Annotated in this window: 11 protein-coding genes; 8 read left to right on the plus strand and 3 right to left on the minus strand. The window is 40.0% G+C overall.

The window, feature by feature from the left end:
• Positions 1-106 precede the first annotated feature (106 nt).
• Entirely contained in the window at positions 107-1,348 is a 1,242-nt protein-coding gene (locus BIZ38_RS13935; RefSeq protein WP_187490544.1) for a DUF642 domain-containing protein, read from the plus strand.
• Positions 1,349-1,408: 60 nt separating this feature from the next.
• On the opposite strand, the gene BIZ38_RS13940 is transcribed toward BIZ38_RS13935, so the two are convergent.
• Positions 1,409-1,939: a thioesterase family protein gene (locus BIZ38_RS13940; protein ID WP_187490569.1), complete on the minus strand. Its 531-nt coding sequence runs from the start codon at positions 1,937-1,939 to the stop codon at positions 1,409-1,411.
• A gap of 110 nt (positions 1,940-2,049) precedes the next feature.
• Between BIZ38_RS13940 and BIZ38_RS13945 the strand changes: the two genes are divergently transcribed.
• A complete protein-coding gene (locus BIZ38_RS13945; protein WP_187490545.1) occupies positions 2,050-2,538 on the plus strand; it encodes a hypothetical protein in 489 nt (162 codons plus the stop codon).
• Positions 2,539-2,601: 63 nt separating this feature from the next.
• On the opposite strand, the gene tyrR is transcribed toward BIZ38_RS13945, so the two are convergent.
• Positions 2,602-4,158: a transcriptional regulator TyrR gene (gene tyrR / locus BIZ38_RS13950; RefSeq protein ID WP_138601465.1), complete on the minus strand. Its 1,557-nt coding sequence runs from the start codon at positions 4,156-4,158 to the stop codon at positions 2,602-2,604.
• A 501-nt stretch (positions 4,159-4,659) separates the two neighbouring features.
• On the opposite strand from tyrR, the gene BIZ38_RS13955 reads away from it, so the two are divergent.
• From BIZ38_RS13955 to BIZ38_RS13975, 5 genes are all read left to right on the plus strand, one after another.
• On the plus strand, positions 4,660-6,090 hold the full coding sequence (locus tag BIZ38_RS13955) for a peptide MFS transporter (RefSeq protein ID WP_138616931.1): 1,431 nt from the start codon (positions 4,660-4,662) through the stop codon (positions 6,088-6,090).
• Positions 6,091-6,645: 555 nt separating this feature from the next.
• Positions 6,646-7,692 (plus strand): 4-hydroxyphenylpyruvate dioxygenase, encoded by a 1,047-nt coding sequence (hppD, locus tag BIZ38_RS13960; protein ID WP_187490546.1) that lies wholly within the window; start codon positions 6,646-6,648, stop codon positions 7,690-7,692.
• Positions 7,693-7,835: 143 nt separating this feature from the next.
• Entirely contained in the window at positions 7,836-9,149 is a 1,314-nt protein-coding gene (gene fahA / locus BIZ38_RS13965; protein ID WP_054551781.1) for a fumarylacetoacetase, read from the plus strand.
• A 150-nt stretch (positions 9,150-9,299) separates the two neighbouring features.
• A complete protein-coding gene (locus BIZ38_RS13970) occupies positions 9,300-10,451 on the plus strand; it encodes a M23 family metallopeptidase (protein WP_054551782.1) in 1,152 nt (383 codons plus the stop codon).
• Positions 10,441-10,923 (plus strand): polymer-forming cytoskeletal protein, encoded by a 483-nt coding sequence (locus BIZ38_RS13975; protein WP_138601455.1) that lies wholly within the window; start codon positions 10,441-10,443, stop codon positions 10,921-10,923. The genes BIZ38_RS13970 and BIZ38_RS13975 overlap by 11 nt, the downstream gene beginning before the upstream one ends.
• Here the strand turns inward: BIZ38_RS13975 and BIZ38_RS13980 are convergent.
• A complete protein-coding gene (locus BIZ38_RS13980) occupies positions 10,920-11,396 on the minus strand; it encodes a hotdog fold domain-containing protein (RefSeq protein WP_187490547.1) in 477 nt (158 codons plus the stop codon). The genes BIZ38_RS13975 and BIZ38_RS13980 overlap by 4 nt on opposite strands.
• Before the next feature lie 177 nt (positions 11,397-11,573).
• Here BIZ38_RS13980 and BIZ38_RS13985 point away from each other — a divergent pair, with 177 nt between their 5' ends.
• Positions 11,574-12,746 (plus strand): multidrug effflux MFS transporter, encoded by a 1,173-nt coding sequence (locus BIZ38_RS13985; RefSeq protein WP_187490548.1) that lies wholly within the window; start codon positions 11,574-11,576, stop codon positions 12,744-12,746.
• Positions 12,747-12,751 lie beyond the last annotated feature (5 nt).

Genomic DNA, 12,751 nt, shown 5'->3' on the forward strand with positions numbered 1-12,751 from the left:
AAAAAGTATAAATTTAGATCTATTCCCTATTTGATAAACACCAGCAAAAAACAGTAAAATGATACTATCAAATATTAATTTTATGTTAACAACTTCGGAGACTGTCATGAAAAGCTTAGTTTCTAAATTAGCAGTGTTACCTTTAGCTATCGCATCTGGTATGGCAATGGCAAGCACAAACCTAGTTGAAAACGGGTCATTTGAAAATAACACAGTAACTGGCCATGGTGGACAATGGCAGTTATTCAGTAATATCGATAACTGGAGCCGTAGTAACAATGCTAAATTTGAGTTACAAACTAACAAATTAGGTATTGTTCCAGCTCAAGATGGTAATCAACTTCTGGAACTAGACTCAACTGCTAACTATTCAATTTCACAGAGCGTAGCTACTTCAGCAGGTAAAAAGTACGAACTTACTTTTTATTACTCTGCTCGTGTTGAAGGTAATGCGACAACAAACGCTGCCAAAGTTTTATGGAATGGTAATGAATTAGCGACCATTAATAGCAGCACAAAAGGCTGGACTAAATATAGCTTTACTGTAGAAGCAAACGATACTAGTTCAGTATTGAGCTTTGCTGGTGCTGGTAAATCAGACTCTTTAGGCGCATTTATTGATAATGTTTCTCTAACAGAAATTCCAGAACCTTGTGCAGTTGAAACAGGTCTATATGGTATTAATAACTTCGGTTCAGAAACTGAGGGCTATGTTTATCATTTCAACCCAGTTTCAAGCTCTGTCACTATTGTTGCAGGCCTAAATAACACAGCTTCAAATATTGCAAGTAAAGACGGTGTGCTTTATTTCATGGAGCAACTAGATAAGAGCAGCAAAGCATCTAAAATTTACAGCTTAGATTTAGCAACTAACCAACAAGCGGAAGTAGTTGATGCGACTTCATTCCCTATTTACCGCTCAACAGTCACCGCTGATGGTCTTGCTCTTCGTGCAACAAGTAAGACATATATGTACGACTTTGATTTAGAAACAGGTGAGAAGACAGTTCTTGGTAAACTATCTTACCCTGGTGATACTTTCTCAGATGGTGATATTGCTTACTCAAATGACTTTAACGTACTTTACGTGTTAACAGGTAAAGCACTTTATACGCTAGATGAAGGTAGCTTAGAATTGACACTTGTTGGTGAGCATGGTGTAAATTGGGCATCAGGTATTGCGATTGCAGATGATGGTACAATTTATGTTTCAGGCCGCGAAAGTGGTGAAAATGCTAAAATCTACTCACTTGACCAAAACACTGCAGAAGCAACGTTTGTAATGGATGGTCCTTCGCATGTTAATGACTTAACATTTGTTAGTGAAGCAGTTTGCGCTGCAGAGTAAACTGTGTTTAAAACCATAAAAATGCCAGCTTAGCTGGCATTTTTTTATTTATCTTGGGTATCACTTATTTGTGAGTTTCTTTTGCTCTAACATTTCTTTCCAGTGCATTACTTCTGTTGGCAAGATAGGAGCTACACCTTCAAACCCAGCAACTTCAAGCATTTCTTCAACGCTCACAACACCTTTCTTACGTTTAAATACCCCTCGTACATAGGCAATCGCATGCAATCCACGCTCAGAGTGAAACTTTTGTTCAATGTAAAAGTATTTATGATCCCAGCCAACTAAACGCGTACTAACAGTGTATTTTTGCATTGGTTTAATATCGCGAATATAGGTAATTGCAGTCGCATTAACGATCGGGAACCAACGACGTTTCATTACATGTTGAAACAACCCTACTCTTTCTGTCATCCAAGTGCGCGCCAAATCCATCATTGCTAAATAACGGGAATTAGTCAGGTGCAAGTTAATATCGCAATCAGTCGGCAGTGCTCTGAATTCAATATCTATCGTGTCGAGTAAACCTTGATAGTCACGATTACGTTTGATTTTAAAAAACAATAATATTAGTCGAAAATATAGATTCACAATAAAAGGTCTAACCAGTTGATAATTCACAAAGTGTATCACAGCATATTGCTAAGGCGAATATTCTGCTCTAATCTGTGCATATATTATTATAAAAACAGATAAGCCTAATGAAACTATTCAGTTTGGTAACTCTATTTTCTGCAAGTTTATTTACCGGCTCAGCATATGCTGACTTCAACTTTCCAGGTAACGGTACTTTAAAATACCCAACGGGTGTGGAAAAAGATTTTAAATTTGGTTTTGCTTGGCAACAAACTGCCGAAAAATTCACTATTGGTGATAAAAGCTATGACATGTCTTTGCCTGAGTCATACTCCGTTGCGATTACACTGAGTAAAGACGAACAACAAGTTTGGGTACAAGAGTTTAATAATGGCTTTATTGAAGGCTTCAATTGGCAAATAGCAGATCACTCCTTAAAACTCGAAAAGCGCAAATTTAGCGACTCAGTCAAAGGCGATTATGTTATAAGCCTAGATAACCGAGATTACTTTTTTGCCCGCAATAACATAAGTATTGTTATCAAATTTGACAATGACGGTATCAAAAATATTGCCATTGATGGTGTCACCAAAGATATGGGTACCAAACATTAGCAAAAAGCTTGGCTTTTCACCCAAGCTTTTTGCTTAATTAACGATTATTGTGGGGGGTTACTTTTAAACCTTCACTGTCTTACGGTTAATGCCATAATCTCGAAGTTTGTTTGCCACTGCGGTGTGGCTCAAACCTAATCGCTTAGCAAGCTGTCGAGAGCTAGGATAAGCCGGATAGAGCTTACGAAGTAAGGTCGCTTCAAAGCGTTTTACCGCTTGATCTAAAGTTCCTTCAAAGTCAGACTCAAGATAACCTAAATCATGAGTAAAGGTTGGTAACTGCAAATGTTCAATACGCAGTTCGTTATCATCTAACAACGACACCGCACGGTAAATCGCATTTTCTAATTGGCGTACGTTACCCGGCCACGGATAATCTTGTAAAAAGCGTAAACAATCTTCAGACATCACAGGCACAGAATGACCATTTTGTTGGGCATACTTTTGAATAAAATGTTCTGCTAACGGGCCAATATCAGCTTTTCTGTCACGTAATGGCGCAATTTCTAAGGTCAAAACATTAATCCGGTAATAAAGATCTTCTCTAAATGTCCCCTCTTGCACCATGGCCGGTAAGTCTTTTTGCGTTGCAGCAACAATACGTACATTCACTTTTACTTCGTTTTCATCACCGACTTTGCGAAATGTGCCATCTTGTAAAAATCGCAGCAACTTAGTTTGCAATTGAGTCGACATTTCACCAACTTCATCTAAAAACACCGTACCACCATCGGCTTGCTCCAAAACGCCACGTTTTGGTGCCGCGTTTTCTTCATAGCCCGCATAACCAAATAACTCTGACTCAGCCACGTCATCAGGTAACGATGCACACGATAAAGCAATAAAGGGTTTTACTGAACGGTTAGATGCATAATGACAAGCCCGTGCAAGTAGTTCTTTACCTGTCCCCGTTTCACCAGTTATCAAAATTGGCGCTTCAAGCTGTGCCATTTTGCGAGCTTCACGAACAACACGACGCATTGCAGTGCTAAAATTATGGATTGTCGCAAAACTTTCTTGGCCATATCGACGAAAGGCACTCACTTGCTGACCAAGTCGACTTTGCGATTTAATGTTAATAACGGCGCCTGCTAACACATCCCCTTCAGCACCTTGTGGAACTGAAATAGGAAGAATATCAGCAATAAAATCTTCGCCAGCAACTTCGACACGCGTTGTTTGACCAAGCACCTCTTTACCCTCTAACCAGCGAGTAAAGTTAAAGCCCTTCAGCAAGTTATTAATATTAGCGCCTATAACTTCATTTTCAGATAGCTGTAAATCGCGACAAGCTGCATCATTGCATAATCGCACCCAGCCTTTAGCATCAATAGATATTACACCATCTGGCAATGCTCGCAGTAATGTATTTAATTCATTATGCTCTCGCTCAGAAGGTAGAAATGCAGTTGTGCGAACATCCATCACGCCGTCAATTAAGCGAATAGAAGGCATGATCTTTTGAAATTGCTCAAATTCAATAGGAGGAAAACTGACATACATACGACAATTAACCGAATCTACTTCAATACCTTTTAAGTCAACCTGATAACTTACTAAGATATTGAGAATCTCTTGTGCGATACCGATTCGGTCAGCACAGTGGATATCTAAACGCATTACATCCTCAAAAAACGGGAACCTATAGTATGAGAATAATACGCTAACTACTAGCGGCTGAATAGTCTATTGTAAACAATTTTGGACAATTTAAAGTACTTGCTCAGCTATCCAGATGCCAAAAGATCCGCTTTCATTGCAATGAATTACACCTACCCAAACAAAAATAACTCATCACATAAACTTAAAATGAATTGCTAAGTATTACTGACAAGTATCAAGCAATCTTAAATTGGTTGTATTTGGTAAGGTTAAGTTAACGCAACAAATGGTGTACCTACCGCAAGATCTTCCCCTGACCAAGAGGTCTATGTATACTGTAGCGCACTTGTAGCTAGGATAAGGGTGTGTCCTATACCCTTAAGTTCATAACTTGAGCAACAAACCATTATCTTAGCTGCATCAAAAAACATGGCCGCCCGTTCACTGAATAAATTACTTAGAACGACCAAAGCAAAAACAATAAGGCCTCAAATAAAAACTTAGAGTTAGGAAGTAAATATGAGTTCATTACCTAAAGCAGGTGACTTTTTAGGGCATCCTAAAGGGTTATTCCTGTTGTTCGGCACAGAAATGTGGGAACGATTCGGTTACTACGGCATGCGCGCCATTTTAGTTTTATATTTAGTAGCGCTTGTACAAGAAGGTGGTTTTGGTTGGTCAAATGCAGACGCATTGAGCCTATATGGTACCTTCACAATGGCTGTATATATCACACCACTATTCGGTGGTTGGTTAGCCGATAACGTATTAGGACAACGTAAAGCAATTATCCTTGGTGGTTTATTAATGGCTGCAGGCCATTTCACTATGGGTATTCCTCACAGCTATTTAGCTGGCCAAGAAGAAAATATTTTCTACATTGGTTTAACACTTCTTTGCATTGGTAACGGTTTATTCAAGCCAAACATTTCAACTATGGTAGGTGATCTATACAAAGAAGGTGACCAACGTCGTGATGGCGCGTTCACTATCTTCTACATGGGTATCAACCTAGGTGGTGCATTAGGTCCTCTAGTTGCGGGTTATGCTGCAGCTGCAATGGGCTGGCAATGGGGTTTCATCGTAGCTGGCGTAGGTATGGTGATCTCAGTTCTTCTCCAACTTGCACTAAGTAATAAATACTTAGGCGAAATCGGTGTAGTGCCTTCAGCTAAGCTATCTCAAGCACAATCTGAATCAAATACTAAAGAGCCATTAACGAAAGTTGAAACTGACCGAATTAAAGTTATCTTTACTATGAGTGTATTTAGCATCATCTTCTGGATGGGCTTTGAACAGGCGGGTGGTTTAATGAACCTTTTCGCTAACGATTACACAGACCGTATGTTACTTGGTTTTGAAGTGCCTGCTTCATGGTTCCAATCTTTAAATTCAATTTTCATCATTGTATTTGCACCTTTAGTTGCCATTATTTGGTTAAAGCTTGATAAACGTGAACCTAATTCACCAGTTAAATTTGCTATTGCACTTATTTTCTTAGCACTTGGTTTCATCACTATGATCTTCGCGTTAATGACACAAGGTCAAGGTGAGCACCTACAAATTAGCATGATGTGGTTAGTATTATTCTACTTATTCCACACACTAGGTGAGTTATGTTTATCTCCAATTGGTCTATCTATGGTGAGTAAACTTGCACCTCTTCGTCTAGCTTCAATGCTTATGGGTATTTGGTTCCTATGTACAGCGGTTGCAAACAAGATTGCTGGTTTCGTAGGTTCATTCCTAGGTGAAGGTGAAGAAGCGTTAGACAACGCGATGGGTATCTTCATTGGTTTAGGCGCAACAGCGGTACTTTCTGCTGTGATCATGTACTTACTAAGCGACAAACTTGTAGCTTGGATGCATGGTGCTGAAGGCCAACACGAGCCACAAACTACTGAGCACATCTTAGCTGAAGAGCTAGAAGTGACAGCTGAAAAGCAATAAAACTCAATCCCCACAGCTAGAGCTGTGGGGATACTTATAGCTTAATAGGCTACTAGTTAATAGTAGCAAAGTCACATACACTCCCCTTTCTGCCATTAATCTTTCCGATATTACTTTCTAATTTGAAACATTAACTCAAGAACGCTTCCATACAATGGCATAACTCCTATTTAAAAACTCTCAATTTCTGAACTTCGTTTAATCATAAACTTGAGATACCAGCCCTTAACAACCAGCATAAAAATGTAAACAATTCGATACATTCACTCTAACTTTATTTGGCGAAAACAAAATGAATAAAATACAAAAAAGCTTATAAATATCAGTTCATTAAATATTTATTAACGGCGCTTTATTTACTCTTTTTGATCTTTATTTTTACTATTTTCACTTCACATGATGAAATTAAAACCATTGTCTCATTAAATTTACAAAAGGGACTTTGGCTAAATAACGCTGTGCTCTTCCCCAAATTGAATTTCTGGTTAATCATCCGCTCATTACATAACAATAATTCTTTTTAGCGCAGTGCTTATAATTGCGGGAGTAATGACAATGAGCGAAGTAAATAATCCGTTAGGCCTAATGGGCATTGAATTCACTGAATACGCAACACCTGATGCAGATTACATGGACAAAGTGTTTACTGATTTTGGCTTCTCAAAGCTAAAAAAATTCAAAGGTAAAGACATCGTTTACTATAACCAGCATGACATTCATTTCTTACTAAACAATGAGCGTGAAGGTTTCTCTGCTGAATTTGCTAAAAGCCACGGTCCAGCAATCTGTTCTATGGGTTGGCGTGTAAAGAATGCACAAAAAGCATTCGAGGTTGCTGTTGAGCGCGGTGCAAAACCTGCGACAGACTCAACTCACAAAAACTTACCATACCCTGCTATTTACGGTATCGGCGACAGCTTAATTTATTTCATCGAGCAATTTGGCGACAAAGGTTCTATCTATGAGTCAGATTTTGAAGATTTAAGCGAGCAAAACATTGTTGAAGACAAAGGCTTCATCCGTATCGACCATTTAACCAATAACGTTTATAAAGGCACGATGGAAACATGGGCTAACTTCTATAAAGATGTATTTGGTTTTACTGAAGTTCGTTACTTTGACATTAAAGGTCAAAAAACAGCGTTATTATCTTACGCACTAAAATCGCCGTGTGGCACTTTCTCGATTCCAATCAATGAAGGTAAAGATAACAACAACAACCAAATCGATGAGTACTTAAATGAGTACAATGGTCCGGGTGTACAGCATTTAGCATTCCTAACGAATGACCTAGTAAGTTCACTTGATAAGCTTGACCAATCAACGATTGCGACACTAGATATCATCCCAGAGTACTACGACACCATTTTTGACCGTGTGCCTTGGGTTAAAGAAGATAAAGAGAAGATCCGTAAGCATCAGATCCTAGTAGATAGCCAAAGCGAAAACTGTTATCTACTGCAAATTTTCTCGAAGAACCTATTTGGTCCTATCTTCATCGAGATGATCCAACGTGTAGATGACGGCGGTTTTGGTGAAGGTAACTTCCAAGCCCTTTTCGAGTCAATCGAACGTGATCAAGAGCGTCGTGGTGTAATCTAAACCGCCATATTGCGCTTAAAAAGCAGCGTTTAACACGCTGCTTTTTGTCGTTTTAAATTCTGTTTTAAACTAACTGTTTAAATTGCGTTGATTGCCTCCATATAGATAACTAATAAATCAGCGCGAACCAATAAGGAAAGAGTATGAGCCTAATTAACGAAACCCACGATATTAATCTAAAAAGCTGGGTTGCATCTGCTAACGAAGCGAACTGTGACTTCCCAATTCAAAACCTTCCTTTTGCAGAAGTACGTCGTAAAAATTCAGATGAAGCGTTCCGTGGCGCTGTAGCTATTGGTGATCAAGTTATCGACTTAGCAAAAGTAAATGAACTTGGTTTATTCTCTGGTGATGCACAGATTGCCGTTAAAGCTGCAAGCCAAGCTACACTCAATGAATTTATGGGTCTTGGTCAGCAGTATTGGTCTGCACTGCGTCTAGCGTTATCAAAAGCACTTCGTGAAGGTGCCAGTGAGCAAGCGCAATTAAGCGAAGCGCTTATCGCTCAAGCTGACATCGAATTTGCACTACCGTGCCGTATTGGTGATTACACTGACTTTTATACCTCTATTTACCACGCAACAGCAGTAGGTAGTCTATTCCGCCCTGATAACCCACTTCTACCTAACTACAAATGGGTACCAATTGGTTATCACGGCCGTTCATCGTCAATTGATGTATCTGGTCAAACGTTCCACCGCCCTAACGGTCAAACTAAAGCGCCAGATGCAGAAGTACCATCATTCGGCCCTTGTAAACGCCTTGACTACGAACTTGAGTTAGGTATTTACCTTGGTAAAGGTAATGAATTAGGCGATGCAATTGCCATTGAAAATGCTGAAAACCACGTATTTGGATTCTGTGTATTTAATGACTGGTCTGCACGTGATTTACAAGCGTGGGAATACCAGCCGCTTGGTCCATTCCTTGCGAAAAACTTCGCTTCGACAGTATCACCTTGGATTGTTACGACAGAAGCACTGGCACCATTTAGAACAAACTGGACACGTGACGAAAACGATCCACAACCAATGGACTATTTAGAGTCAGCTCATAACCGTGAGTTTGGTGCATTCGATATCAAAATGGATGTGCAAATTGAAACTGAAAAGATGCGTGCAGCCGGCGAAGCACCAACACAAGTATCTAAATCAAGCTTCAAGCACTCTTACTGGACAGTTGCGCAAATGGTGACTCACCACACTGTAAATGGCTGTAACTTTCAACCAGGCGATATGTTAGGTTCGGGTACGCAATCAGGCCCTGAGCACGAAGAAGCAGGTTCATTATTAGAGCTTTCTCGCGGTGGTAAAGAAAAGATCACCCTTGCTAATGGTGAGCAGCGTGCTTTCTTAGAAGACGGCGACAACGTAATTATGCGTGGTTGGTGCGAAAAAGACGGTTTTGCACGAATTGGTTTTGGTTCAGTTGAAGGAACCGTGCTACCTGCTAAATAAAAGTAACTCACTATTTTTATTTCCAGAACAAGTGTTAAGGGCATTTTTTGCCCTTTTTTTTGTGCTTTTTCAGCTGAGTTACAATTTTTTGCTGGCTTTTTTAACTGAGGTTGCTATCTTAACTCGGTTATTAGTTAAATTTTGTACGCCATGTTAGTTAAACTTAAGTCTTTTTATCGCACGTTTTTTCCAGCTCGACAGCTGTTGATCCGTCAAAATGGCGAAGTAAAACACTTGGTATTAGCGCCTTGGCTACAATTGACGACCTTAATGGTTATTTTAATAGCCATTGCTTGGCTTAGTATCTCAACACTTCAAATCATTTCACAAGCAGACAAGATAACCAGCATTGAGCAAAAACAGGTTACCAAGCAGCAAGAGTGGAAAAAGCAGCACTTTCAACAGCAAGCTGCCTATGAAAAACAATTAGAGCAACTAGCAATTCTTGAGCAAAAACAAGCGCTATTGCAAAGCATGATTGAATCACTACCAGAATCGATGAACAAACCCACCTTGCCAAACGATGCTGAACCTCTACTTTTACCGATTAAAGAAAATGCTGAAGATTTTCATGCTCCTTTAGAAGATGAGCAGCAACCAAAACAAGTAAAACACTTAGAAAGTATGACTGAGCGTTTAGCACGTCTTGATGCGGCTTATAATCGTAGTTTCGTAGTGCTAGATGAACAAATCAAATTACGCCATCAAGAAATTGTTGCCATGCTCGAAGGGGCTGGTCTTGATAGTAGTCTAGCCAATACCTCAATACTTGAAAGCTCAGACACAGCCCAGGGTGGCCCGTTAGACTTGTTTGACGAATCAAGAATTCCTGCTGAATTTTTAGCAATTGCTGACAACTTACTAGCGTTAAACAACCTAGAAAACTTGCTGAGTGAGTTACCACAAACACTCCCTGCTGCTGACTACTATATTTCTAGCAGTTTTGGCCTACGCAAAGACCCAATGAATGGCCGCCGTGCTTTTCATAAAGGTGTTGATTTAGCAGGTTGGCATAAAACCGAAATTTTTGCTCCAGCCGATGGCACCGTACTTCGTGCAGGTCGTAATGGCGGCTATGGCAACTTTATCGAACTACAACACAAAAATGGCTTCGTTACTCGCTTCGGCCACCTTAATAAAATTAAGGTTAAAAAAGGCCAAACAGTAACTAAAGATGATGTCATCGGTTTAATGGGTAGTACTGGCCGTAGTACCAGTACCCACCTACATTACGAAGTTTTAGTGAATGGCAAACATGTCAATCCAGTTAAAATAACAAAGGCGCTTTCTCGTGTTCGGTAAAAAAAAACAATCAACAGCTAGTTCGTCTGGCTCATCATTAAAAAGAACCAACCATACTCCTTCTATTATTTCTGAAGACGTACGCTTAACAGGTAGCCTTACCAGCCAAGGTGAGGTTCAACTTGATGGTCGTATCGAAGGTGACTTACATGTTAAACACTTAGTGATTGGTCACACAGGTATGATTGAAGGTGTTATCGAAGCAGACAGTGTGGTCGTAAAAGGTAAAATCATTGGTTCACTCATTGCCAACAAAGTGACAATTGAAAGTACTGCTGAAGTCCATGGTGATGTATTTCACGACACTTTAAGTATTGAAGCCGGAGCTATCATTGAGGGCAGCTTAAAACATCGTCATGAAGAAGATAATGTGGCGCCTATTAAGCCTGAAGAACAAACGAGTAATTCAATATTGGCTGATGATGACAACGACTTGTCGTTTGTAAACAAACAAGCCGCTGATAAGTCTTAACGTTTTTTGGCGGTTACATACATAGTGATATCCGCGGTGAAGACAAGTTCATCGCGGCTATTGTAAACCTTAACGGGCACTAGCAAATCCTGCTTTTCTAGCCACTCACTCGGCACGTCTATCTGTGCAACTGCACGCATATCTGTGTCAATTTTTGCTAAGTAGTTCACTGTCATGCCTTTTGGGATCCAGCGATGTGTTTTTGCAGGTACCGTTGCATCAACCATTAAGCCAGCGCATAACTCAGCGACATTACACTGTGCAATCGCATGGATGGTACCAATGTGATTATGGATTGCTCGGCGATTTTTAACAGTGGCGCTGCATTGCCCAGCAGTTAAATTTGTGATCAGGGGCTTTATTGACCCAAAGTAAGGGGCTTTAAAGCACACGGCTTTACTAAACAACCAGTTACCTTTTGGCAATGACTGACACTTAGTCCAAATTTTTAATAATGATGATGGTGAGCTCACGACGTTGATCCATTATTTTTATGATGTGAAATAAAAAACTAACACATCAGACCAGATAGCGAAATGGAAATTTTTTGTAAGCAGTTTTAATGATTACGTAAGTATTACACTTTTAGCCAAGTGAACGCTTTTCTTTTCCTTTAGGGGCACATAAAATATCGTTTTAAAGGAGAGCGAATGCAGTCACGCCAGCACAAAAACCTCAGCTTACTATTTATTCTTGGCCTTCTGGTTATCTTTAGCCCGTTAGCAATTGATATTTACTTACCCGCATTTCCGACTATTGCAGAACAATTCAGTGCTTCAGAAAAGCAAATTCAGCAAACCGTCGCTATTTTTATGCTTACCGTCGGGCTTGGGCAGCTCATTGCAGGGCCATTAGCAGATAAATTTGGGCGTAAGCCTGTAGCAATAACCGGTGTGACAATTTATGGTTTAGCGGCGTTTGGCGCGTATTTAGCACCTGATTTTACAAGCCTGATGATTGCAAGAGCACTGCAAGGTTTGGGGGCCTGTGCCACATTTGTAGTAGCCTTTGCCATTGTAAGAGATAGATTTGGTAGTGAACGCAGCGGCCAAATTATTACTTATCTTAATGGTATCGTTTGCTTTATCCCTGCCCTCGCGCCAATTTTAGGTGCTTGGCTCACAGTACAGTTTGGCTGGCGCATGAACTTTTTATTCATGGCTGTATTTGCACTCATTGGTTTATTCATAACCTTGTTAATGTATAAAGAAACCCGCCCTGCAGATAGTGTATATAGTGGTCATATTCTTGACCTGCGCCGTTTTATGCCAATTATCAGCACGCCATTGTTTTTATTCCATAGCTTAATTTGCTTGGTAACTATGTCGGCTATTTTAGTCTTCGTTACCCTAGCACCTGGCTGGCTTATTACTGAATTAGGTGGCAGCGTTACCGACTTTACTTTCTGGTTTACCTGTAATGCGGTATTGAGCATTGTTGCAAGCTTTATAATGCCACTGTACATCAAACGTCAACCAAAGCGCGCGTTAAAAGCAGGACTCCTGCTGCTTGTAATCGCAGGAGCCTTAATGTTAGCCTTTAGCCAACAACGTACTGCGCTTGCGTTGATGTTTCCGATGTTTATTGCTGCGTTTGGTTTTGCACTGACACTTGGCTCATCAGCAGGCCGTGCATTAAGTTTGTTCCCTAAACAAGCAGGTACGGCTTCAGCACTTATAGGCTTAATGCAAATGAGTGGCGCAAGTTTATTAGTGTTTATAACGCAATTGTTAAATTTGACTACACCAGTATTAATTGGCGTGCACTTTTTAATGCTCATCCCATTTACCTATTTATTGTTCAAACATAAGCATTTGTCATAAAAAGT

It is taken from the genome of Pseudoalteromonas sp. BZK2, from assembly GCF_014349195.1.
GTDB classification, from domain to species: domain Bacteria; phylum Pseudomonadota; class Gammaproteobacteria; order Enterobacterales; family Alteromonadaceae; genus Pseudoalteromonas; species Pseudoalteromonas simplex.